The organism is Mycobacterium lehmannii (assembly GCF_002245535.1).
Lineage (GTDB): Bacteria > Actinomycetota > Actinomycetes > Mycobacteriales > Mycobacteriaceae > Mycobacterium > Mycobacterium lehmannii.
In genome coordinates this window covers 122,691-144,229 of the sequence record NZ_NKCN01000005.1, presented here as the reverse complement: position 1 = coordinate 144,229, position 21,539 = coordinate 122,691, and the positions used below count along the sequence as shown (strand labels likewise).

24 protein-coding genes and 1 pseudogene are annotated in these 21,539 nt (G+C 67.5%); 6 read left to right on the top strand and 19 right to left on the bottom strand.

Translation table 11 applies throughout. From position 1 onward, the window contains the following. Window positions 1–32: 32 nt before the first annotated feature. The 3 genes and pseudogenes from CEX87_RS08370 to CEX87_RS08360 form a co-directional block, all read right to left on the bottom strand. Entirely contained in the window at window positions 33–623 is a 591-nt protein-coding gene (locus tag CEX87_RS08370; RefSeq protein WP_068201628.1) for a TIGR02234 family membrane protein, read from the bottom strand. Next, entirely contained in the window at window positions 620–2,146 is a 1,527-nt protein-coding gene (locus tag CEX87_RS08365) for an anthranilate synthase component I (protein ID WP_068201627.1), read from the bottom strand. Before CEX87_RS08365 ends, CEX87_RS08370 begins: the two co-directional genes overlap by 4 nt. 3 nt (window positions 2,147–2,149) lie before the next feature. Next, window positions 2,150–2,869: pseudogene (locus tag CEX87_RS08360) on the bottom strand (phytanoyl-CoA dioxygenase family protein). A 158-nt stretch (window positions 2,870–3,027) separates the two neighbouring features. Here CEX87_RS08360 and CEX87_RS08355 point away from each other — a divergent pair. Next, entirely contained in the window at window positions 3,028–3,492 is a 465-nt protein-coding gene (locus CEX87_RS08355) for a peroxiredoxin (RefSeq protein WP_064426731.1), read from the top strand. 18 nt (window positions 3,493–3,510) lie between these two features. Here CEX87_RS08355 and hisI read toward each other — a convergent pair whose 3' ends face one another. From hisI to CEX87_RS08310, 9 genes are all read right to left on the bottom strand, one after another. Next, window positions 3,511–3,861, bottom strand: a complete 351-nt coding sequence (hisI, locus tag CEX87_RS08350) for a phosphoribosyl-AMP cyclohydrolase (protein WP_068201622.1) — start codon at window positions 3,859–3,861, stop codon at window positions 3,511–3,513. Continuing rightward, on the bottom strand, window positions 3,858–4,640 hold the full coding sequence (gene hisF / locus CEX87_RS08345; RefSeq protein ID WP_068201620.1) for an imidazole glycerol phosphate synthase subunit HisF: 783 nt from the start codon (window positions 4,638–4,640) through the stop codon (window positions 3,858–3,860). Before hisF ends, hisI begins: the two co-directional genes overlap by 4 nt. Continuing rightward, window positions 4,640–5,455 (bottom strand): inositol monophosphatase family protein, encoded by an 816-nt coding sequence (locus CEX87_RS08340; RefSeq protein ID WP_068201618.1) that lies wholly within the window; start codon window positions 5,453–5,455, stop codon window positions 4,640–4,642. Before CEX87_RS08340 ends, hisF begins: the two co-directional genes overlap by 1 nt. Beyond that, window positions 5,455–6,183: a bifunctional 1-(5-phosphoribosyl)-5-((5-phosphoribosylamino)methylideneamino)imidazole-4-carboxamide isomerase/phosphoribosylanthranilate isomerase PriA gene (gene priA, locus CEX87_RS08335; protein ID WP_197506187.1), complete on the bottom strand. Its 729-nt coding sequence runs from the start codon at window positions 6,181–6,183 to the stop codon at window positions 5,455–5,457. Before priA ends, CEX87_RS08340 begins: the two co-directional genes overlap by 1 nt. A 50-nt stretch (window positions 6,184–6,233) precedes the next feature. Further along, window positions 6,234–6,854 carry an imidazole glycerol phosphate synthase subunit HisH gene (gene hisH, locus CEX87_RS08330; protein ID WP_064428504.1) on the bottom strand — a complete coding sequence of 207 codons (621 nt, stop codon included), beginning with the start codon at window positions 6,852–6,854 and terminating at the stop codon, window positions 6,234–6,236. Further along, window positions 6,851–7,483: an imidazoleglycerol-phosphate dehydratase HisB gene (gene hisB / locus CEX87_RS08325; RefSeq protein ID WP_197506185.1), complete on the bottom strand. Its 633-nt coding sequence runs from the start codon at window positions 7,481–7,483 to the stop codon at window positions 6,851–6,853. Before hisB ends, hisH begins: the two co-directional genes overlap by 4 nt. Continuing rightward, window positions 7,462–8,592 (bottom strand): histidinol-phosphate transaminase, encoded by a 1,131-nt coding sequence (locus CEX87_RS08320; protein WP_094286681.1) that lies wholly within the window; start codon window positions 8,590–8,592, stop codon window positions 7,462–7,464. Before CEX87_RS08320 ends, hisB begins: the two co-directional genes overlap by 22 nt. Next, complete coding sequence (gene hisD, locus CEX87_RS08315) at window positions 8,589–9,902, bottom strand: histidinol dehydrogenase (protein WP_198957184.1); 1,314 nt, start codon at window positions 9,900–9,902, stop codon at window positions 8,589–8,591. The genes CEX87_RS08320 and hisD overlap by 4 nt, the downstream gene beginning before the upstream one ends. Before the next feature lie 99 nt (window positions 9,903–10,001). Beyond that, complete coding sequence (locus CEX87_RS08310; RefSeq protein WP_094286776.1) at window positions 10,002–10,517, bottom strand: hypothetical protein; 516 nt, start codon at window positions 10,515–10,517, stop codon at window positions 10,002–10,004. 752 nt (window positions 10,518–11,269) lie between these two features. Here CEX87_RS08310 and CEX87_RS27825 point away from each other — a divergent pair. Together CEX87_RS27825 and CEX87_RS08300 are read left to right on the top strand one after the other, a co-directional pair. Then, on the top strand, window positions 11,270–12,472 hold the full coding sequence (locus CEX87_RS27825; RefSeq protein ID WP_269845532.1) for a PGRS repeat-containing protein: 1,203 nt from the start codon (window positions 11,270–11,272) through the stop codon (window positions 12,470–12,472). Window positions 12,473–12,557: 85 nt separating this feature from the next. Beyond that, complete coding sequence (locus CEX87_RS08300) at window positions 12,558–12,968, top strand: nitroreductase family deazaflavin-dependent oxidoreductase (protein ID WP_094286774.1); 411 nt, start codon at window positions 12,558–12,560, stop codon at window positions 12,966–12,968. 1 nt (window position 12,969) lies between these two features. Here the strand turns inward: CEX87_RS08300 and CEX87_RS08295 are convergent, their stop codons facing one another. After that, the gene (locus tag CEX87_RS08295; RefSeq protein ID WP_094286676.1) at window positions 12,970–13,995 is read right to left on the bottom strand and encodes a zinc-dependent alcohol dehydrogenase; all 1,026 of its coding nucleotides are present in this window, start codon (window positions 13,993–13,995) and stop codon (window positions 12,970–12,972) included. A gap of 64 nt (window positions 13,996–14,059) precedes the next feature. Between CEX87_RS08295 and CEX87_RS08290 the strand changes: the two genes are divergently transcribed. Then, window positions 14,060–14,626, top strand: a complete 567-nt coding sequence (locus tag CEX87_RS08290; RefSeq protein WP_094286675.1) for a TetR/AcrR family transcriptional regulator — start codon at window positions 14,060–14,062, stop codon at window positions 14,624–14,626. A 1-nt stretch (window position 14,627) separates the two neighbouring features. Here the strand turns inward: CEX87_RS08290 and CEX87_RS08285 are convergent, their stop codons facing one another. From CEX87_RS08285 to nadA, 4 genes are read right to left on the bottom strand one after another with little or no spacing between them, the layout of a single operon-like run. Continuing rightward, the gene (locus CEX87_RS08285; protein WP_233151315.1) at window positions 14,628–15,110 is read right to left on the bottom strand and encodes a hypothetical protein; all 483 of its coding nucleotides are present in this window, start codon (window positions 15,108–15,110) and stop codon (window positions 14,628–14,630) included. Window positions 15,111–15,132: 22 nt separating this feature from the next. Continuing rightward, a complete protein-coding gene (gene nadC / locus CEX87_RS08280; protein ID WP_094286770.1) occupies window positions 15,133–15,990 on the bottom strand; it encodes a carboxylating nicotinate-nucleotide diphosphorylase in 858 nt (285 codons plus the stop codon). Next, the gene (locus CEX87_RS08275; protein ID WP_094286674.1) at window positions 15,990–17,555 is read right to left on the bottom strand and encodes an L-aspartate oxidase; all 1,566 of its coding nucleotides are present in this window, start codon (window positions 17,553–17,555) and stop codon (window positions 15,990–15,992) included. Before CEX87_RS08275 ends, nadC begins: the two co-directional genes overlap by 1 nt. Beyond that, window positions 17,552–18,595, bottom strand: coding sequence for a quinolinate synthase NadA (gene nadA / locus CEX87_RS08270; protein ID WP_094286673.1), 1,044 nt, complete (start codon window positions 18,593–18,595; stop codon window positions 17,552–17,554). The genes CEX87_RS08275 and nadA overlap by 4 nt, the downstream gene beginning before the upstream one ends. Before the next feature lie 47 nt (window positions 18,596–18,642). Here nadA and CEX87_RS08265 point away from each other — a divergent pair, with 47 nt between their 5' ends. Next, window positions 18,643–19,347: an NUDIX hydrolase gene (locus CEX87_RS08265; RefSeq protein WP_064395552.1), complete on the top strand. Its 705-nt coding sequence runs from the start codon at window positions 18,643–18,645 to the stop codon at window positions 19,345–19,347. 42 nt (window positions 19,348–19,389) lie between these two features. Continuing rightward, window positions 19,390–20,727: a lipase family protein gene (locus tag CEX87_RS08260; RefSeq protein WP_094286672.1), complete on the top strand. Its 1,338-nt coding sequence runs from the start codon at window positions 19,390–19,392 to the stop codon at window positions 20,725–20,727. Here CEX87_RS08260 and CEX87_RS08255 read toward each other — a convergent pair. Next, window positions 20,684–21,340 carry a DUF2567 domain-containing protein gene (locus CEX87_RS08255; protein WP_064419795.1) on the bottom strand — a complete coding sequence of 219 codons (657 nt, stop codon included), beginning with the start codon at window positions 21,338–21,340 and terminating at the stop codon, window positions 20,684–20,686. The two genes, CEX87_RS08260 and CEX87_RS08255, sit on opposite strands and share 44 nt — an antisense overlap. Beyond that, entirely contained in the window at window positions 21,337–21,528 is a 192-nt protein-coding gene (gene bsaP, locus CEX87_RS08250; RefSeq protein ID WP_064395549.1) for a biotin synthase auxiliary protein BsaP, read from the bottom strand. Before bsaP ends, CEX87_RS08255 begins: the two co-directional genes overlap by 4 nt. Window positions 21,529–21,539: the final 11 nt, after the last annotated feature.

Here is a 21,539-nt window from a genome sequence, read left to right as displayed (position 1 = left end):
ACGAAGGGTAGCCGCCAACACAACACCGCCGATCACCGGCCCTTGTTGTCCGGATTCGTCGCATCCTGCGTTGGATCGGAACCCGCGTCGAGGGCGTCCCAGATCGCGCGTTCGGACATCTCGCCTGCGGGTTCGTCGGGTTGCGGGGCGCGTCGCGAGTAGCGGGCCGCGCCGGAGCACTCACGGGCCGCAGACCGCATCAACAACACCGCGCAGGCCAGCGCAACCACCGCGGCGACCACAGTGATCACTGCTCCCGTGTAGTGCCGCTGGGTACCGACCAGATCCGCAACCGGCGCCTCCGCGATGTGCGAGGCGCGTACCGCTACATCCCGAATGACCCACAGGCTGATGGCCAGATACGCGGTCCCGGCGCTGGCCGCGGCAACGAGCAGAGCCAGCAGCCGCAGCGGCCATCCCCGCACCGCCAAGGCGGCGACCGCGGCGGCCAGCAGGAGCACCGCCAGCGGGATCAGGGCGGTCGACCAGGTGCTGCCGGACAGGGCGACCGTCTTCGGCTCGCCGAGGCCGTCGAACGAGGTCACCTCGACCCAGGTCATCCGCGACGCCACCCACAGCCCTGCCGCCGCGAGCACGAGACCGAGTTGGGCGACCCTGATCATGGCTCGGTCAGCGTCTCAGCGGCGGCGATGGCATTGAGCACAGCGCGGGCCTTGTTCGCCGCCTCGGTGTACTCGTAGGGACCGTTGGAATCCGCGACGACTCCACCGCCCGCCTGCACGTACGCGGTGCCGTCGCGCATCAGGGCGGTGCGGATGGCGATCGCGAAGTCGGCGTTGCCCGCGAAGTCGAGATATCCCAGCACCCCGCCGTACAGGCCACGACGCGTCTTCTCGACCTCCTCGATCAGCTCCATCGCCCGGACCTTCGGAGCGCCCGAAAGCGTGCCTGCCGGGAAACAGGCGGTCACCGCGTCCAGTGCGGTCTTGCCGTCGGCCAGCAAGCCCGTCACCGTCGACACCAGGTGCATGACGTGGCTGTAGCGCTCGATGTGGCTGTAGTCCTCGACGCGTACGGTGCCGGGCCGGCAGACCCGGCCCAGATCGTTGCGGCCCAGATCGACGAGCATCAGATGCTCGGCGCGTTCCTTCTCGTCGGCCTGCAGCTCTTTCTCGAGCAACAGGTCCTCCTCTTCGGTCGCGCCGCGCCAGCGCGTACCAGCGATCGGATGTGTGGTCGCCCGCCCGTCCTTGACCGTCACCAACGCCTCCGGGCTGGAGCCGACGACCGAGAAGTCCGGTCCACCAGCGGCATTCGGCACGTTGAGCAGATACATGTACGGGCTGGGGTTGGTCACCCGCAGCATCCGGTACACGTCAAGCGGATCGGCCTCGGTTTCCATCTCGAACCGTTGCGACGGCACGACCTGAAACGCCTCGCCGGCCTCGATGTCGCGCACCAGCTTCTCGACGATGGCCTCGTACTCCTCGAGCGTGCGCTGAGCGCGGTGCAACGGCTCGGGGCGGCTGAACGTCGCGACCGCCGACGGCAGGTGCTCACCGAGCGCGGCGGTCATCACGTCGAGGCGGGCCACCGCGTCGTCGTAGGCCCAGTCCACCCGCTCGTCGGTGCCGTTCCAGTTGACCGCGTTGGCGATCAGCGTGATCGTGCCCTCGTGGTGGTCGACCGCCGCGATGTCGGTGGCCAACAGCAGCAGCATGTCCGGAAGGCCGAGATCGTCGACGGCCAGCGAGGGAAGCTTCTCCAGGCGCCGGACCATGTCGTAGGCGAAGAAGCCGACGAGCCCGCTCGACAGCGGCGGCAAGCCCGGCACCGGTTCGGTCTTGAGGAGCTCCAGCGTCGCGCGCAGCGCCTGCAGCGGGTCACCGCCCTGCGGCGCGTCCTGTGGCGTCGCGCCCAACCACACGGCCTCACCGTTACGAACGGTGAGCGCCGATGGCGCACCGGCCCCGATGAACGACCAGCGCGACCACGAACGGCCGTTCTCCGCCGATTCCAGCAGGAACGTTCCCGGCCGGTTGGCGGCCAGTTTGCGGTACGCCGACAGCGGGGTCTCGCTGTCGGCGAGGACCTTGCGGGTCACCGGCACCACGCGATGCTCAGCGGCCAGCGCGCGGAAGTCCTCCCGCGAGGTGGTGATCGCGAGGTCGGCCGTGGTCTGCACGGGTCAAGTGTCCCAGACGCACCCCAGTGCCGACGACGACGCGGGCGTGAGCGGGCGGGTCAGCAGGATCGGCGACTGCGCCATGAACCGCGGCGTCTTGCCGCGATGCTCGTCGGCGGCGTGCACGGTGAACGGGTGCAGCACGTACATGTCGCCGGGCTAACCTGTGGCGTCCACCACGGGACGAGCCGCGCTCGCTTCGTCGACGAGCCGGCCCATCTCGGCGAGTGCGACGGGTTCGGGACCGAGCACCTGGGCCACGTCGCGGTGCGAGCCCGCCCTGATCCGCGTCGGTGCGTCATCCGGGCCCACATCGGACAGCACGGCGAGCAACAGCACGGTCTGCGGTCGTCCGGTGACCACCCATGCCCCGTCGGCTTGGGGCGTGTTCGCGTCGATGTGCCATCCGCGGTCGTCGTCGGCCCGAGATACCGGGAAACGCACGGGGATGTTGCCCAGCGCGCCGCGCGGCGACCAACCGCCGGGACCGCAGATGCGATCCAACGCCGCAGCCAGTTTCGGGCTCGCCATCAGTTCGCCGAACGGTCCCGCGCCCGTCATGTCGCTGGCCCAGTAGACGGGCTTGAGCCATTTCTCGGGCTCGTCCGGCGACAAACCGAGTTGCTGCCACAGCGCCGTTCGCGCCGCATCGGCGACGCCGCGCGGAGCGGCCCCGTCGATCTTCAGATAGCCGTCGGTACAGAAGGCGTCGAGATCCACCATCGAGGCGAGGTTCTCACGGTAACCGCGTCCCGCACCAACGATTTTCGGTGGCCGAAACCGACGCAATGGTCGATCCGACTGCCCGAAACCAGCCAAAATGTCGGTCTGGTGGTCGCGCGGCGCGGTCGCGCGATCACTCGCGGCGTAGCGTGACCACCATGAAAAAGGGTGACCGAGTTGCCGAGTTCGAATTGCCGGACCAGACGGGCACAGTGCGAAGCCTCAGCGAGTTGCTCGCCGACGGCCCGATTGTGTTGTTCTTCTATCCCGCCGCGATGACTCCGGGATGCACCAAGGAGGCCTGTCACTTCCGCGATCTGGCCGCGGAGTTCGCCGCCGTCGGTGCCAAGCGCGTCGGAATCAGCACCGACGCGGTCGACAAGCAGGCGAGGTTCGCCGACAAGGAGCGGTTCGACTACCCGCTGCTGTCGGATGCCGACGGCGCCGTCGCAACGCGATTCGGCGTGAAGCGGGGTCTGCTCGGCAAGTTCATGCCTGTCAAGCGGACCACCTTCGTGATCGACACCGACCGCACGATCCTGGCCGTGATCGCATCGGAGATCAGCATGGACAGCCACGCCGACAAGGCTCTCGAGGTGCTGCGCCAGCGCCAGTCGGCATGACACCGGTGGTCGAACTCGTCAGCCGTTCTCCGGTGTGAGCAACACATCCGCGTCGAAGCAGGTGTGATCGCCCGTGTGACAGGCGCCGCCGACCTGATCGACCTCCAGCAGCACGGTGTCGCCGTCGCAGTCGAGCCGCACCGAGTGGACGTATTGGGTGTGGCCCGACGTCTCGCCCTTGACCCAGTGCTGTTGCCGAGAGCGCGAATAGTAAGTCCCGCGGCGGGTTTTCAGTGTGCGGGCCAGCGCGAGATCGTCCATCCAGGCCACCATCAGCACCTGCCCGGTACCGCGCTCCTGGACGACGGCGGTGATCAATCCGTTGGCGTCGCGCTTGAGTCGCGACGCGATGTCTGCATCGAGCGTCATCGCACGGTTATCCCTTCGGCCGCCATCGCCGCTTTCACCTCTGCGATGGTGAGCTCTCGGAAATGGAACACGCTGGCGGCCAGCACCGCATCCGCCCCCGAGGCGATGGCGGGTGCGAAATGCTCGGGTGCCCCCGCGCCGCCGCTGGCGATCACCGGCACGTTGACGGCTCCGCGAACCGCCTCGATCATCGGCAGATCGAAACCGGCCTTGGTGCCGTCGAAGTCCATCGAGTTCAGCAGGATCTCGCCGACGCCGAGTTCGGCCCCCCGCGTTGCCCATTCGACAGCGTCGAAGCCGGTCCCCCGGCGCCCGCCGTGGGTGGTGACCTCCCACCCCGACGGCGTCGGCTCTTGATCCTGCGGCACCGTGCGGGCGTCGACCGACAGCACGATGCACTGTGACCCGAACTGCCGCGACAATTCGGCGAGGAGTTCCGGGCGAGCGATGGCCGCGGTGTTGACCGCGACCTTGTCCGCCCCCGCGCGCAGCAGCACGTCCACGTCGGCCACCGACCGCACCCCGCCGCCGACCGTCAACGGGATGAACACCTGCTCGGCGGTGCGTTTGACCACCTCGAGCATGGTCGCCCGCCCCGAGGACGACGCCGTCACGTCGAGGAAGGTCAGTTCGTCGGCGCCCTCGGCGTCGTAGGCCGCCGCCAACTCGACGGGATCGCCTGCGTCACGCAGGTTTGCGAAGTTGACACCTTTGACCACACGGCCGTCGTCGACATCCAGGCACGGGATGACCCGCACGGCCAGCTCCTTGCCGTCCATCAGAAGTCCTTGGGATCGCCGACCGAACGAAGCAGATCGAGCAGTTCTTCGTGCACACCGGGGCCGCCGGCGAGGGCAGATGGGCAGTCCACGGTCCAGTCGTTGCCTGCGAGGTCGGTCACGACACCACCCACCGCGCGGATCAACGCCACTCCCGCGGCGTGGTCCCACACGTGGCCACCGAAACTGATTGCACCGCCGAGGATTGCGGCTGCCGTGTAGGCCAGGTCGATGCCGGTGGCCCCGTGCATGCGCATGCGTGAGCACTTGCGGCTGAGGCTCTCGATGACGGCGAGTCGGTAGCGTCCCGGCACCCTGCCGCGGGAGTCGACGCTGAACGTGCTGACTCCGACCATCGAGTCGGACAGCGCTGCCCGGTTCAGCATCGGCAACTCGACGCCGTTGCTGCGCAAAGGCCCTCCGACCACGGCGGTGAACCGCTCCTGGGTGAAGGGCACCCAGGTGAGTCCGGCCACCGGCTCCCCATCCCGCACCAGGCCCAACAGGATCGCCGCCATCGGCGAACCGGCGGCGTAGTTGAAGGTGCCGTCGATCGGATCGAGCACCCACACCAGCGGCGACTTGAGATCCGCGCCGCCGAATTCCTCGCCGTGCACCTCGATCCCGGTTCTGGCGGTCAACGCCTCGACGACCTGTCGTTCGATGGCCAGGTCCACCTCGGTGGCGAAGTCGTCGCCCTTCTTCTGCACCGCGGAATCTGCGCGGTGGCCGTCGATGAACGGGACGGCTGCATCGTCGAGGATCTGCGCGGCCTCGGCGACCAGAGCGTCGAGGTCGGCCGCATCCAGGGCCATTACCGCTCCACCGCGGCCAGGGCCTCAGGCAGGGTGAATCGACGGGCGTACAACGCTTTTCCGACGATCGCCCCCTCGACTCCTCGGTCGGTCAGCGTGGCGATCGCCTGCAGGTCGTCGAGGCTCGACACGCCCCCGGACGCGATCACCGGCGCGTCGGTGCGGTCGGTAACCTGCGACAGCAGTTCGAGGTTGGGCCCCTTGAGCGTGCCGTCCTTGGTGACGTCGGTGACGACGAAGCGCGAACAGCCTTCTCGGTCAAGGCGTTCCAGGACCTCCCAGAGGTCTCCGCCGTCGGTCTCCCATCCGCGCCCGCGGAGGCGGTGGTCTCCATCGACGATCTTCACGTCCAGACCGACCGCGACCTTCTCGCCGTGTTCGGCGACGACCTTCGCGCACCACTGCGGGTTCTCCAGCGCCGCGGTGCCGAGGTTCACCCGCGCACAGCCGGTGGCGAGCGCCGCCGACAGTGACTCGTCGTCGCGGATGCCGCCGGACAACTCGACCGCCACGTCGAGCTTGCCGACCACCTCGGCCAACAGTTCTCGGTTGCTGCCCCGGCCGAACGCGGCGTCGAGATCGACGAGGTGAATCCACTCCGCGCCGTCACGCTGCCACGTCAGCGCGGCCTCCAGCGCGGAGCCGTATTCGGTCTCACTGCCGGCCTGGCCCTGCACCAGACGCACAGCGCGGCCCGCGACCACATCGACGGCGGGCAGAAGAATCAAACGTTTCGGCACCGTGGTGGTCTCCTCTTCGCGCGAGCGCTCATCGGTGGTCAACCTAATGCCTTCACCCAGTTGGCGAGTAACGCGGCACCGGCGTCGCCGCTCTTCTCCGGGTGGAACTGCGTGGCCGACAGTGGCCCGTCCTCGACGGCGGCCAGGAACGGCACGTGGTGCGTGGCCCATGTCAGTTTCGCGGCCGGGTCGCCCTCCCACTGCTGGGCGGCGTACGAGTGCACGAAATAGAAGCGGGTGTCCGCCTCCATTCCGGCGAACAATGTGCTGGCTGCGGGCGCGTCGACCACGTTCCAGCCCATGTGCGGGATCACCGGCGCGTCGAGTCGCACCACCGCACCGGGCCATTGGCCGCAGCCGGTGGTCTCGACCCCGAACTCCACGCCGCGGGAGAACAAAATCTGCATACCGACACAGACGCCGAGCACGGGGCGCCCGGCCGCCACCCGGTCGGCGATCAGCTTCGGGCCGTCGATCTTGCGCAGGCCGGCCATGCACGCCTCGAAGGCGCCGACGCCGGGCACCACGAGGCCGTCGGCGTTCATCGCGGCGTCGGCGTCGGATGTCACCGTGACGTCGGCACCGACGCGCTCCAAAGCGCGTTGAGCGGACCGAAGGTTGCCCGAACCGTAGTCCAGTATCACGACTTTGGTTGTCACAGAGTGCCTTTCGTCGACGGCACACCGGTCACCCGCGGGTCGTACTCGACAGCTTGGCGCAGCGCGCGTGCGACGGCCTTGTACTGCGCCTCGGTGATGTGGTGGGGGTCGCGTCCGTAGATCGTGCGCACGTGCAGCGCAATGCGCGCATTCATCGCCACCGACTCGAACACGTGCCGGTTGACCACGGTGTGGTACGGCGCCGAGGAACCGGCGATCGTGAAGTGCAGCATGTGATCCGGTTCGCCGGTGTGCACGCAGTACGCCCGGCCCGATACATCGACGGCGGCGTGCGCGAGGGTCTCGTCCATCGGGATCCACGCGTCGCCGAACCGGCGGATACCCTTCTTGTCGCCCAGCGCCTGCCCGAGGGCCTGCCCCAGCACGATCGCGGTGTCCTCGATGGTGTGGTGGCCTTCGATCTCGACGTCACCCTTGGCCCGCACGGTCAGGTCGAAACTCGCGTGACTGCCAAGGGCGGTCAGCATGTGGTCGAAGAACGGCACACCGGTGTCGACGTGCACCTGCCCGGTGCCGTCCAGGTTCAGTTCGACGACGATGTCGGACTCTTTGGTCTTACGCTCGATCGTCGCGCGGCGGGGTTCGTTCACGGTGCTCCTACTGGGGATAGTTCGGTCTCGGCCAGGCGCGCGCTGGCGGCCAGCAGCGCGTCGTTCTCCTCGGCCAGACCGGTGGTGGCGCGCAGATAGCCGGGGATGCCGACGTCGCGGACGAGGATGCCCGCGTCCAGGTAGCGCTGCCAGGTGGCGGGGGCGTCGGCGAACTCGCCGAACAGCACGAAGTTGGCATCGCTGTCGATCACTCGGAAACCCATCTCCGACAGGGCTTCTGTGACGCGGTTGCGTTCGGCGATGAGAGTGGCGACGCTGCCGAGGGTGTCGTCGGCGTGGCGCAGCGCGGCGCGGGCGGCGGCCTGCGTCACCGACGACAGGTGATACGGCAGGCGGACGAGCAGCATCGCGTCGATCACCGCGGGTGCGGCGATCAGATACCCGAGTCGACCGCCGGCGAACGCGAACGCCTTGCTCATCGTGCGGGTGACCACGAGCCGGGTTGGATACTCGTCGATCAGACGCACCGCGCTGGGCTGTGACGAGAACTCGCCGTACGCTTCGTCGACGATCATCATGCCGGTGCTCATCGCGTCGAGCAGCCGGCGGAGATCGTCAAGCGGAACGCTTTGTCCCGAAGGATTATTCGGACTCGCAATGAACACGATGTCGGGGGTGTGCCGCTTGACCGCGTGCACCGCCACGTCGATGTCGAGGCTGAAGTCATCGGCCCGGTTGGCCACCAGCCACTGGGTCTGCGTGCCGTCGGAGATGATCGGGTGCATCGAGTAGGAGGGCACGAATCCGATCGCGCTGCGGCCCGGCCCGCCGAAGGCCTGCAGGAGTTGCTGCAGGATTTCGTTGGAACCGTTTGCCGCCCAGAGGTTTTCAACGGTCAGCGGAGTTCGGGTCTGCGCCGAGAGGTAAGCAGCCAGATCGGTGCGCAGCGCCACCGCATCGCGGTCCGGGTACCGATGCAGCTCCCCCGCGACCGCGGCGACGGACGCCGTCACATCGTCGATCAGGGCCTGGGTCGGCGGATGCGGGTTCTCATTGGTGTTCAACCGCACCGGGACGTCCAATTGGGGTGCGCCGTACGGCGATTTACCGCGCAGATCGGCCCGCAGCGGTAGATCGTCGAGCGTCGCCTTCTCTCCGAGCGTCACCTTTCAAACCTCCGCCGCACCGCTTCGCCGTGCGCGGGCAGGTTCTCGGCCTGGGCGAGCGTGATCACGTAGCCGGAAACGTCTTTCAGCGCGGCCTCGTCGTAATCGACGACGTGGATGCCGCGCAGGAACGTCTGCACGGACAGCCCGCTGGAGTGACGGGCACACCCCGCGGTGGGCAGCACGTGGTTGGATCCCGCGCAGTAGTCACCGAGGCTGACCGGTGCATACGGGCCGACGAAAATGGCGCCAGCGGAACGGATTCGACCGGCCACCTCGCGCGCGTCGAGGGTCTGAATCTCGAGGTGTTCGGCGGCGTAGGCGTTCACGGTTCGGATGCCGGCCTCGAGATCGTCGACGAGCACGGTGGCGGACTGCCTGCCGCCCAGCGCGGCGGTCACCCGCTCGCGGTGCACCGTCGTCTGGAGCTGGTTGGCCAACTCGCGGTCGGTCGCGTCGGCCAACTCGATGCTGGGGGTGACCAGCACGCTGGCCGCCATCTCGTCGTGTTCGGCCTGGCTGATCAAGTCGGCGGCGACGTGGACCGGGTCGGCGGTGTGGTCGGCCAGGATCGCGATCTCGGTGGGTCCGGCTTCGGCGTCGATACCGACCTGCGAGCGGCAGATGCGCTTGGCGGCGGTGACGTAGATGTTGCCCGGGCCGGTGATCATGTCGACGGGCGCGAGTTCGGCGCCGTCGGTGTCGGTGCCGCCGTAAGCCAGCAGCGCGATGGACTGCGCTCCGCCGACCGCCCACACTTCGTCGACGCCGAGTAGCGCGGCGGCGGCCAGGATGGTCGGGTGCGGCAGGCCGCCGAACTGCGCCTGCGGCGGGCTGGCGATCACCAGGGAGTCGACTCCGGCGGTCTGCGCGGGCACGACATTCATCACGACGCTGGAGGGGTATACCGCGTTGCCGCCCGGGACGTACAGGCCGACACGCTCGACCGGTACCCAGCGCTCGGTGACCGTGGCGCCCGGCGCAAGCGTCGTCGTCGTATCGGTACGGCGCTGGTCGGCGTGGACCGCACGGGCACGTTCGATGGCGATCTCGAGCGCGGCGCGGACATCTGAGGGCAGCTCAGCCAGGGCGGCCTTCACCTGAGCCGTAGGCACTCGAACCTGCGCGGGTCGCACACCGTCGAACGATTCGCCGTATTCCAGTGCCGCATCGGCGCCGCGTGCCGCGACCGCGTCGACGATCGGGCGGACCTTCGGCACCACCGTGTCGACGTCCACGCCGCCGCGCGGCAGAGCGGACCGCAGCTGAGCGGCGGACAGCTGCGCGCCCCGCAGATCAATGCGGGCGATCGGGGATGACGGTGGGCTCACACAGCCATTGTCCCAGAACAGGCCAAATCGATATCACCGCGGCGAACCGCAGCGCCTCGGGTTAGGTGAGGTGGCCGCTCATTTGCACAGACCGGCGATTTTGCCGCTGGTGGCGTCGGCATTTTTCAGCCGGGCGGCTTGGTCAGGGTCGGCGTTCGGGATGCCGGCAATCGAGCGCGCCCCGATGTCCATGAGCTGGTTGCCGAACGAGCGGATCGCATCAGCTAGCTCCGATGGCGTATCCGGCTGCAGTCGGGCCAGCAGATACGCCCCGCCCTCGTATAACGACAAGCGAGCATTTGCACCCACCGCCAAAGTTCCCGTCGCGTCCTGCGGGCCACCAGGGGGTTGCAGGTTGGTGTTGAGCTGAACACCTCGCCGAACGAGGTCGAACGCCTGGCAGGAGGCGGCCTTCGGGTCATCGGTTGTTGTACCGGTAAAGACCGACGCGGGTTCGGCTGAACCGCTGTCCTGGGTCGTCGACGCCGGCTCCTTGACCAACACCCAGACCGCGACGCCTAACGCGACAAGAGCCACGACCAGCGCCAGAACGGAAACGATGGACCCCCGTGAAGACTGCGATGCCTCAGACATGCGGCCGATCGTATCGACGAGTTCCACTCTCCGTGCAGCAAAGTTCGAAATCAGTCGTCAATCGGCGTGTCCAGAACAAGATCAATTCGCAGAACGTTGCCCACAAGACTTTTGCTAACTCAAACAGCCAAAGGCCAAAGTTAGCTGCGGGACCCGGAAACCCGATCTTGAATTCCTCTGTCCGATGCGTCTTCGCAAAATGGATAAACGCGCAGCGCCACCCGCCAACTGACGCTCGCAGCGCCCGCGGGGGACTGTCTTTACATTAACTCACTAAGGCATACAGCCCAGCGTATACAGGGTATTTAGTGCTTGTATGCAGCAACCGAATCAACGTCGGCATCAATATCATGATTGCTGCCGTTGCCCGCCGATTACGAAGGATCGTTGCGGCCGCAAATGCTTCCGCTCGGAGATTGTGCAAGGTCCACAGAATTGACCGGGCAGTTGATTTGACCTTTTTTACGCGATTTTCAAAAGTTGCTAGGCAAACTGAGAACTAGGTGCCAATATGTCTGTGATCGATATCATCGATTAGCTGACGACGCGAGTGAACACGAGGTCCAGCCACTCGGCCACTTGCTTCGCGAACGGACGTCAGAGGCGTTGGGGTAACTGGATCGGCCGATCCAGGTTCGACAGAAGGGGTACGTATGTCCAGGAAATTAGCTGCCGGTAAGCACCGCGCAGCAACAACAGAGCGAGGTACGGTCGCGCGACGCGCTGTCGGCGGCGCAATGCTGGGCGGGGCGATGACAGTGGCGTTCATCGGCTACGGCTCGATCGGTACGGCGCAAGCGCAGGACGAAGCCGACGCCTGCTCACTAATACCGTGCAATTTCTTACCGACGGACTTCCTCGGCCTGGGCATTGGCGAGGGTGCCGATTTCAGTAGGAACGGTGCGTTCGATCCAGCGCCCTTCATCAACGCATTCGATCCCTTCCTCGACAACCCGCTGGTCATGGCGTTCACGTTTGGGGCGATCGGCAATGGTGCGGACGGCACGGCCCTGTCCCCTGATGGCAAAGACGGCGGCTGGCTGTTCGGTAGCGGCGGTGACGGTTACAGCCCGACCGATTTGGACCTTCTTCCCGTCACCAGACCCGGCAACGGCGGGAACGCTGGCTTCTTCGGTAACGGTGGTAAGGGCGGCAATGGGCGCGACGCGGCTTACGTCACGGACCCGGTTACAGGGACATCGATTCAGACCAGGGCCGCGGAGGACGGCGGTGACGGTGGCAACGGCGGCGCGTTCGGCAGCGGCGGCGGCGGCGGTAACGGCGGCAACGACGACAATCCCGGGGGGGTCGTCCTTGACCTCGACGGCGGCATCCTTGACGCCGACAACAACGCCGAGGGCGGCCAGGGCGGCCAGGGTGGCACGGGCGGCTACGTCGGCGTCGGCGGTGACGGTGGCGACGGCGGCGACGCAACGGCTGTCGGAGGCAACGATGCCACCGGCGGCGACGCAGGCGACGGCGGCACCGGCGGTACGGGGGGCGGCGACGGCGGCGAGGGCGGCGACGCCGACAGCCCGACCGGCGTTGCCGAATCGGGTACGGGCGGCGACGGCGGCGACGCGGACTACATCGGTAGTGGCGGTGCGGGCGGCGACGCCGGTGACGCCGATACCGACACGGGCAGGGCTGACGGCGCCGACGGCGGGAACGCTGGCAACAGTGGTGTCATTTTCGGCAACGGCCGTAATGGTGGCGTCGGTGGCGATGCAACGGCCACCGAGGGCGGCACTGGCACCACTTCCGCCGGAAACGGCGGCAGCGGAGGCGACGGGGGGACCGTGCTGTCCAACGGTGGTGACGGCGGTGCTGGCGGAAACGCCGACGGCGGCGTAGCCGACCCCGATAGCGGTGGCACCGGCGGGAACCCCGGCTCCGGCGGAAGTTTGGGTGGCAGCGACGGCAGCCCCGGTGCTGACGGCGACGACAGCCCCTAGTCACCGAATCGGCTGAAGCCGCATTACCAAAGGCGATGCCCGTCCCCTATCTGGGGGCGGGCATCGTCACGTAATGTCCGAAAACATGTCCGCCAAGGATCATCCCAACAACGCGCCGGGCGTGCCCATGGTGTATCCGCCCGCGGTCGAGCGCCTGCAGATCAAGTACATGAACCCGATGGTCAAGCGGGTCTCGCGGTTCATTCCCGGTCTCGCGAAGATCCGGCATCGCGGCCGGAAATCCGGCAAGACCTACGAAACCGTCATCACTCCCTTCCGCAAGGACAACACGATCGCGGTCGCGCTGGGCCACGGAAAGACCGACTGGGTGAAGAACGTGCTCGCCGCCGACGAGGCCGACGTCCTCTTCGGCTCGCGCACCGTCCACATCGTCAATCCGCGGATCGTGCCTGCCGGCGGTGACGCGGACGGGCTTCCGTTCATGGCCCGCCTCCAAGCCAAGAAGATGGGCATCTTCGTCGCCGATATCGCCTGAGCTACAACCGGCTGAACACCGTCTTGCCCGTCATCTTCGGCCACGCCTCCGGAGCCTCCTCCCACGACACCACACGTTCGACGGCAGGCGAAAGATCCTGTCCGGCAAGCAGTTCCAATACTTCAGGTAGTACGGCGCGAGAGTTGACCCGCCCGGTGACGAAGCGCACGCCGCGCGTGTACATCGACAGCAGCGGCATCTCCACCGCGCCCTGGTAGTAGATGCCGGTATCCGTGCACACTCCGTCCGGCCAGGTCGCCCGCAGAGACGCGGCCAACAGCGCCGGGTCCGCCGACGTATGCACCGTCACCGGATACGGTTCGGCGCTCTTGTCCGGCTTCTCGCGGTCGTGCACGGTCGCGCCCAGTTTCTCGGCCATAGCGAGCCGGTGCGGGTCGGTGTCGACGTAGTCGACGTGCACACCCGCCGCGGCTGCCGTCGCCGCCGCGTACAAGCCGATCGACAGCTGCCCGACGACCAGCACCCTGCGGTCGGCCGGTGTAAGCAGAGCAAGCTCCTCGCGATACGGCCCCACGCCGCGCCAACCATCGGGGATGTTGTCCGACATCGAAGCGACGGCCACGGGATCGGCGCCATCGGGCAACGGCACCAGCATCGCGTCGGCATAGGGCACCAGCACCAGGTCCGCCATGAAACCGCCGCCGTCGAGACCCGAAAGCGGCGCCATTCCGTACGTCGCCATCAGCGGCAAGGACGCACACGATCCGGTCGCGCCGCGCAGACACGCACTGCACTCACCGCAGCTGATCTGGAACGGCACGACGACACGGTCACCGACCGCGACGCTGCGGACGTCGTCCCCGATCGCGACCACCTCGGCTACTCCCTCATGTCCCACGGCATGACCGGGCGGCATTGGGAGCCGACCCTGCACCACCGCCACGTCGAGGTCACAACACGCCACGGCGATCGGCCTGACGAGTGCCTGTCGCGGACCGGCGAGTCGTGGATCGAATCCTTCACGCCACGCGTACTTGCCGGCGTCTTCGAGCATCAGCTGTTGCATGGTCGGCCCTTTCTTTAGTGATCGCTCAATTATTCTTGAGCGATCTTTCTAGTAAAGTCAAGGCATGCCTCGTCCGGACCGCAGCCGCACCGCCCTGATCGACACCGCGGCACTTCTGTTCCGCAGGCAGGGCTACGCAGCGACCGGCGTCAACCAGATCCTCGAGCTCGCCGACGTCAAAGCGGGCTCCCTGTACCACCACTTCCCCGAGGGCAAGCAGCAGTTGGCGGCCGCCGTGGTGGAGCGCGTCGGCGCCGACATCGAGCAGCGACTACGGGATCTGCTGGCCGCCGGCTCCCCCGTACCCGACCTCATCGACGGCTGGATCGACCTGATGGCCTTGGGACTGACCTCCGATCCACGCGACGGCTGCCCGATCGAACCGATCGCCACCGAGTCGGTCGACGCCAGCGCACTGGTTCGGCAGGCATCGGCAACAACATTCGCCGGCTGGCGCCGGGTCATCGCGGACCGGCTGCACGGCGACGGGTGGGCACAGGACGACGCCGAGCAGACCGCGCTGGCGTTGATAGCACTCATCGAGGGTGCCCTGATACTCGCCCGGATCGCGGGTGACACCGCCGCCCTCGACTCCGCAAAAGTCGCCGCCAGGACGCTGTTGAGCCGGTGAACTACTTGCAGAGCTCGGTGATGCTCTTGTTCTGCGCGTCGGCGTCGGACAGCCGCTTCGCTTGCGCTGGATCATCATTGGGCACTCCGGCCGTAGCATTGGCACCGATGTCCATCAGACTGTTCGCGAACTGTTCGACCTTCTCCGCGAGCACCACCGGGGTCGCCGGATCGAGCCGGTCCATCAGGTACTGACCCCCGTCGTACAACGAGATCCGCGCATTGGCAGCCACCGCCTGCGCCCCGGTGACGTCCTGTGGGCCGCCTTCGGGCTGCATGTTCGTGTTGAGCGTGATCCCTTTGCGCACGACGTCGGCGGCGCTGCAGATCTTGGTCTTGGCGTCGGCGACCTGAGTCGAATCATATTCAGGCTCAGACGGGCTGGTCTTGTAAAGTGTCCATCCGGCGAGCGCCAAAGCGACGACGGCTACAACCAAGCTGACGACGACCAACAACGTGAGGCGCCGCGACGAATCCTCTTCCACGCGACCGATGCTATCGGCCGGATCAGATATCGAGTCCGATATCGAGCACCCGCACCGAGTGCGTCAGCGCGCCGACCGCGAGATAGTCGACGCCGGTGCCCGCATATTCCGCGGCGGTCTCCAGGGACAGCCCGCCGGACGACTCCAGTTTCGTTGCAGGCGAGCGAGAGTCGCGGCGCTGCACCGCGATCTGCGTCTGCCACACCGGGAAGTTGTCCAACAGCACGAGTTCGACGTTTTCGACCAGCACCTCGTCGAGCTGCTCGAGCGAGTCGACCTCGACCTCGCACTCGACGTCCGGCGCGGCCTCGCGCACGGCCCGCAGCGCCGCCACCACCGTCCCCGCCGCCGCAACGTGGTTGTCCTTGATCAGCGCCGCATCCCCGAGCCCCATGCGGTGGTTGACCCCTCCGCCGACGCGCACCGCGTACTTCTGCAGTGCGCGCAAGCCCGGCAACGTCTTACGGGTGTCGCGGATCTTCGCCGCACTCCCAGAGACGGCCTCGACCCACGCCGCGGTCGCGGTTGCGATGCCCGACAGGTGACAAACCAGGTTCAGCGTGGTGCGCTCAGTGGTCAACAGCCCCCGGGTGGGGGCTTCGACGGTGACCACGACGCCGCCCGGTTCGAGCCGGGCACCGTCTGCGACGCGATGTTTGACCAGGTAGTTGTCAGGACCGATCACCTCGTCGAACGCGAGAAGTGCGATGTCCACACCCGCGATCACACCGGCCTCGCGGACCACCATGGACGCTGTGGTCCTGGCGTCGGCGGGCACCGTTGCCAACGTGGTGACATCGGGCCCGTACCGCAGATCCTCTTCGAGCGCACGAGCGATGACGCTGCGAGCCTCGGTGAGCTCGTCGGCGGTCAGCTCCATCAGCAGCACGCTCCTGCTGGAACCAGCGCGCGTGCCTCGACGGGGTCGGTGCCGGGGTGGTCGCGGCGATGATGGCAGCCCCGAGATTCAGTCCGGGCCAACGCACCCGCGGCGACCGCCACCGCAGCAGTAGTCAGCGCGGCGTCCTCGAAGTCGGCGCGCGAGCCGATCACCCGGGGTGGCGCGGTATCGAGTTCCTTGGCCAGGATGCGCAGGCCATCGGCGTCGCGGACCACCCCGGCATTCTTGGTCATCGCCCGCTGCAGATCGGCACGGGGCAGCGCACGCCGCACGACCGCCTCCGGAGGCCTCGCCGTCACAGGCCCGGCAGCCAAAGCATATGCGACGGCGGCCTTTCCGGCCCGACCACCGATGACCAGCCCCTCGAGCAGGCTGTTCGACGCCAGCCTGTTGGCACCGTGCATCCCCGTGCGCGCCACCTCGCCGGCTGCGAACAACCCCGCAAGCTCGGTGCGTCCGTGCACATCGGTGGCTACACCACCACAGCTGTAGTGGGCGCCGGGCAGCACGGGAATCGCCTCGAGCGTCGGATCGATGCCCGCCGCGCGGCACGCCGCGGTCACCGTCGGGAATCGTTTCTCGAAGTTGTCGATCCGTCGGGCATCCAGGAATACGCACGGTGCGCCCGTCTGTTCCATGCGGGCGTTGATCGCCGCGGCCACCACGTCTCGTGGCGCCAGGTCGCCCATCGGGTGCACCCCTTCGGTCACCGAACAACCTTGTGAGTCAACGAGTATCGCGCCCTCACCGCGAACCGCCTCGGTGATCAGCGGACGCCTGCCCGCGTTGTGGCCATCGAACAGCATGGTCGGGTGGAACTGGATGAACTCGATGTCGCTGACCGGAACTCCGGCCCATATGGCCAGCGCGACACCGTCTGCCGTCGACCCATCGGGATTGGTTGTCGCCGAGTACAGGTGGCCCAGTCCCCCGGTCGCGAGGATCACCGACGGTGCGTGCACCACGCCAAACCCGTCGTCGTTGAGCACCAGCACACCGGTGACGGCGCCGGCGTCGTGCAGGATTTCCACCGCGACGTGGTTGGGTCGGACGTCCAGTGTCGCCGCGGCAACGTTGAGGGTTCGCTGCACCTCGGCGCCGGTCGCGTCGCCGCCGGCGTGGATGATCCGGCGTCGGGAATGCCCACCCTCACGGGTCAGTGACCATGTCCCCGGCGTCGACTCATCGAATTGTGCACCGTGTTCGACCAATTCGGCGACCGCGCGGTACCCGTCGGCCACGATCGAGCGCACGGCGTCGGGATCACACAGTCCCGCGCCCGCAGCAAGCGTGTCGGCGATGTGCGCCTCGATCGAGTCGCCGTCCTCGCGCAGAGCGTCGGGCAGCACAACGGCGATCCCGCCCTGGGCGTAGAACGTCGCGGTGTCCCCGGTCTTGCTGAGCACCACGACCTTTCGGCCAGCGCGCTGTGCGGCGAGGGCAGCCACCAGGCCGGCCACACCGGTCCCAATGACCACGACGTCGGCGCGCTGCTGCCAATGGCCGGCCCACCTGCCGGCGCCGCAAGCCGCCGGGCGCGTCATTCTCCGCCGCCGGGCTGGCCGATCGCGATCATGCGTTGCACGCTGGCCCGGGCCAGCCGCGCGGTCTCGGGATCGACGTGCACCTCGTCCTTGCCCTCCACCAGGCAGCGCAGCAGCGCCGCGGGGGTGATCATCTTCATGAACCGGCAGGACGCTCGGTCGTTGACAGCCATGAAGTCCACACCCGGTGCGGCGCGGCGCAACTGGTGCAGCATCCCCACCTCCGTGGCGACCAGCACCTGCTGTGCGCCAGTCTCGCGCGCGGCGTCCAGCATGCCGCCCGTCGACAGGATCTTGACGCGGTCCTCCGGAAAGGCGCCCTCGCCGGCGAGGTACAGAGCCGATGTCGCGCAACCGCATTCGGGATGCACGAACAGCTCGGCGTCCGGGTGAGAGCGGGCCTGGTCGGCGAGCTCGTCGCCGTTGATCCCGGCGTGCACATGACACTCGCCCGCCCACACGTGCAGGTTCTTACGCCCCGTGACGCGACGGACATGCGCACCGAGGAACTGGTCCGGGCAGAACAGCACCTCGCGGTCTTCGGGAATCGACGCCACCACCTCGACGGCATTCGACGACGTGCAGCAGATGTCGGTCTCGGCCTTCACCGCCGCGGTGGTGTTGACGTAGGACACCACGACCGCGCCGGGATGCTCGGCCTTCCACGCGCGCAGTTCGTCGGCGGTGATGGAATCGGCGAGCGAACAGCCGGCTCGCTGGTCCGGGATGAGCACCGTTTTGTCCGGCGACAGGATCTTGGCCGTCTCGGCCATGAAGTGCACGCCGCAGAACACGATGGTGTCCTCGGGCACCTCGGAGGCGATCCGAGACAGCGCCAGCGAGTCACCGACGTGATCGGCGACGTCCTGGATGGCGGGCAACTGATAGTTGTGCGCCAACAACGTCGCGCCCCGCAGATCGGCAAGGCGACGAACCTCGGCGGCCCATTCCTCGTCGCCGTCGACCCCGGAGAAACCGGTGGGACCGTCGACGATGCGGCTCGAGAGGTTGTCTGCGGGCATCCGGTCCAGCACCGTCATGGCCGCCTCCTTCGTCCAAATCGAGTTTTCGACTTATAATCGAAAACATGGCACATAGTAGCACCGCCCACGAGGTGCTCGCCGCCGTGTTCCAGGTTCGGGAACTCACTCACGGGGACACCGACCGGAAACCAGCACTTCACGTGCTGTTATGGCAGCGCGCACTCGATCCGCAACGCGGAAAATGGTCCCTTCCCGGCGGGCGTCTCGGCGACGACGAGGACCTGACCAGCTCGGTGCGCCGTCAATTGGCCGAGAAAGTTGACCTACGTGAGCTTGCCCACCTCGAGCAGCTCGCGGTGTTCTCCGACCCCCGTCGAGTCCCCGGCGATCGGACGATCGCGTCGACCTTCCTCGGGCTGGTGCCCTCCCCCGCCGTTCCGGAATTGCCGCCGGACACGCGCTGGCATCCGGTCAACGATCTGCCGCCGATGGCGTTCGACCACGGCACCATGGTCGAACACGCGCGCACCAGGCTCGTCGCCAAACTCTCCTACACCAACATCGGATTCGCCCTGGCACCAACGGAATTCGCGATATCGGCATTGAGGGATATCTACAGCGCCGCTCTCGGCCACCACGTCGACGCCACCAATCTGCAACGCGTGCTCGAACGCCGCAAAGTCATCACCCGCACAGGCACGACGGCGCGGTCCGGTCGCAGCGGTGGCCGCCCGGCGGCGCTGTACCGCTTCACTGAGTCGCGCTACCGCGTGACCGACGAGTTCGCCGCACTGCGCCCGCCCGGGTGAGTCGACTGGATTCTTAACGGTTCCTTAAGTAAGAATGGCCGAATGTCTCTGGGCAATGCCGCGCCAGCATCAGGTGCCGAGTGGATCGGGCACATACCCCACGAGGACCTGGCGCGCGGCTCCCGGCCGCTGCGTCCCGACGAGGACCCGTTCTATGAACCGCCGAGCGGCTTTCAGCACGCCGAACCGGGCACGGTGCTGCGCAGCCGTGATGTCGAGCTGGCCTTTTTCGGCCTGATTCCGCAGAAGTTCACCGCGACGCAGCTGCTGTACCGCACCACCGACATGAATGGTGCGGCGGAAGCCACCGTGACCACGGTGATCGTGCCCGCCGAGCGGACGAACCGCGACGTCATACCCGTGATCTCCTACCAGTGCGCGATCGACGCGGTGTCCTCGCGCTGCTTCCCGTCCTACGCGCTGCGCCGCAAGGCGCTGGCTCCCGGGGCGCTCGCGCAGCTGGAGTTCCTGCTGATCGCCGCCGCGCTCGCCGAAGGGTGGGCCGTTTCGGTGCCCGACCACGAGGGCGCGCACGGACTGTGGGGAACGCCGTACGAGCCGGGATACCGCATTCTCGACGGCCTACGTGCGGCTGTGAGCTGCGAACGGCTCGGGCTCGACGAATCGGCGCCGATCGGGCTGTGGGGTTACTCAGGCGGCGGGCTGGCGTCGGCATGGGCGGCCGAAATGCACAGCCAGTACGCCCCTGAGCTCAATATCGTCGGCGCCGTGCTCGGCTCGCCCGTCGGGGACCTCGGACACGCCTACCGGCGGCTCAACGGCAGCCTGTACTCGGGGCTGCCCGCGATGGTGGTGGCCGCGCTGAGCCACGTCTATCCGGACTTGGACCGGGTCATCCAGGAGCACGCCACCGACGCCGGCAAGGCGATGTTGATGCGCATCCAGGACATGACCACCGCCCAGGCTGTGCTGCGGTTCGCGGGCATGGACATGGGCAAGCTGGTCGACCGGCCGCTGAACGAGATCCTCGATATGCCCGAGGTCAAGCACGTCTTCGACAGCATCAAGCTGGGCACCGCGGTGCCCACCCCGCCCGTGCTGATCGTGCAGGCCGTCCACGACAAGATCGTCTCGGTCGACGACATCGACGAGCTCACCGAGATCTACCGCAGTGGCGGTGCATCGGTGACCTATCACCGCGACATGTTCAGCGAACACATGTTGCTGCACCCGATGTCGTCGCCGATGGCGCTGCGCTGGCTGATCGACCGGTTCGACGGTAAGCCGTTGTCGGAGCATCTGGTCCGCACGACGTGGCCGACGCTGCTGAACCCGATGACCTATGTCGGAATGACGCGGCTGGTCCGCATCGCGGTCAAGGTGATGACGGGCCGGAAGGTGGAGCGCTCTCCGCTGTGACGTCCGCCGCGGTCGGCGGAGGCACGAACGCAGGCACCTCGACAGGCGGCCAGGCACCCAGATCGTCGCGCGCGGTGGACACCGCGGCCAGCGAGTAGACGAGCGCGGCCACCGCGGCGGGAAAAAGTATGGTTAGCACCGCCTGTATCGGGGAGGGCCCGAAGAAGACCGGCGGCGCCTCCACGACGTAGTGCACGCGGTTCTCGGGTGTCACCGGTGCGGCGGCCATGTCGATAGTCCCGTAGCGCAGGCGCACCAGGAGCGCCCCCACACCGGCGGCCACAACCGCGGCCAGCATGCATCCCGCCGCCAGTGCCGCGGTCATCACCGGTCCCCGGTGCGCGCGCCACTGCCACACGGCCGCCGCGGCGACGGCCCCCACGACGCAGAGCAAGCCGACCAGCAGGAAGGCCGCGACGAAGAAGTGGTCGCTTTCGTTGCCCAGGTGTGCGCGGACGCGATCACCGTCGCGTGTCAGCGCTACGACACCGTGGACAGGCGGCGCCAGAAACGCCCACAGCGCGCCGACCAGGGCACCGGCCGCCGCCAGTGCCACGACGACCATCAGCGCCGCACGGGTACGTGAGAACCGCGGCGGGGCAACGTCGTTCATCGCTGCTCCAGATCTTTGGAATCGGTCAGCCCGTGTCGTGAGCACTTAGCCGACCAGCCGTCGGGGCGCACCTGGACGATCATCCGCCTGCCGCATTCGGCGCAGAACCGGGGCGGCTCCAGACCCAACTGGGCCGCGGTCGGCACAGCGGTGCCGTCGGGCTCGCCGGTATAGACGTTGAACGCCATACTTCTACGTT

Bases quoted from the DNA above. Each gene is read 5' to 3' on its own strand.
- CEX87_RS08370 (WP_068201628.1), bottom strand. From the start codon at position 623: ATGATCAGGGTCGCCCAACTCGGTCTCGTGCTCGCGGCGGCAGGGCTG.
- CEX87_RS08355 (WP_064426731.1), top strand. From the start codon at position 3,028: ATGAAAAAGGGTGACCGAGTTGCCGAGTTCGAATTGCCGGACCAGACG.
- hisI (WP_068201622.1), bottom strand. From the start codon at position 3,861: ATGACGCTCGATGCAGACATCGCGTCGCGACTCAAGCGCGACGCCAAC.
- hisF (WP_068201620.1), bottom strand. From the start codon at position 4,640: ATGGACGGCAAGGAGCTGGCCGTGCGGGTCATCCCGTGCCTGGATGTC.
- CEX87_RS08340 (WP_068201618.1), bottom strand. From the start codon at position 5,455: ATGGCCCTGGATGCGGCCGACCTCGACGCTCTGGTCGCCGAGGCCGCG.
- CEX87_RS08310 (WP_094286776.1), bottom strand. From the start codon at position 10,517: ATGTCTGAGGCATCGCAGTCTTCACGGGGGTCCATCGTTTCCGTTCTG.
- CEX87_RS27825 (WP_269845532.1), top strand. From the start codon at position 11,270: ATGACAGTGGCGTTCATCGGCTACGGCTCGATCGGTACGGCGCAAGCG.
- CEX87_RS08300 (WP_094286774.1), top strand. From the start codon at position 12,558: ATGTCCGCCAAGGATCATCCCAACAACGCGCCGGGCGTGCCCATGGTG.
- CEX87_RS08295 (WP_094286676.1), bottom strand. From the start codon at position 13,995: ATGCAACAGCTGATGCTCGAAGACGCCGGCAAGTACGCGTGGCGTGAA.
- CEX87_RS08290 (WP_094286675.1), top strand. From the start codon at position 14,060: ATGCCTCGTCCGGACCGCAGCCGCACCGCCCTGATCGACACCGCGGCA.
- nadC (WP_094286770.1), bottom strand. From the start codon at position 15,990: ATGGAGCTGACCGCCGACGAGCTCACCGAGGCTCGCAGCGTCATCGCT.
- CEX87_RS08275 (WP_094286674.1), bottom strand. From the start codon at position 17,555: ATGACGCGCCCGGCGGCTTGCGGCGCCGGCAGGTGGGCCGGCCATTGG.
- nadA (WP_094286673.1), bottom strand. From the start codon at position 18,595: ATGACGGTGCTGGACCGGATGCCCGCAGACAACCTCTCGAGCCGCATC.
- CEX87_RS08265 (WP_064395552.1), top strand. From the start codon at position 18,643: ATGGCACATAGTAGCACCGCCCACGAGGTGCTCGCCGCCGTGTTCCAG.
- CEX87_RS08260 (WP_094286672.1), top strand. From the start codon at position 19,390: ATGTCTCTGGGCAATGCCGCGCCAGCATCAGGTGCCGAGTGGATCGGG.
- CEX87_RS08255 (WP_064419795.1), bottom strand. From the start codon at position 21,340: ATGAACGACGTTGCCCCGCCGCGGTTCTCACGTACCCGTGCGGCGCTG.
- bsaP (WP_064395549.1), bottom strand. From the start codon at position 21,528: ATGGCGTTCAACGTCTATACCGGCGAGCCCGACGGCACCGCTGTGCCG.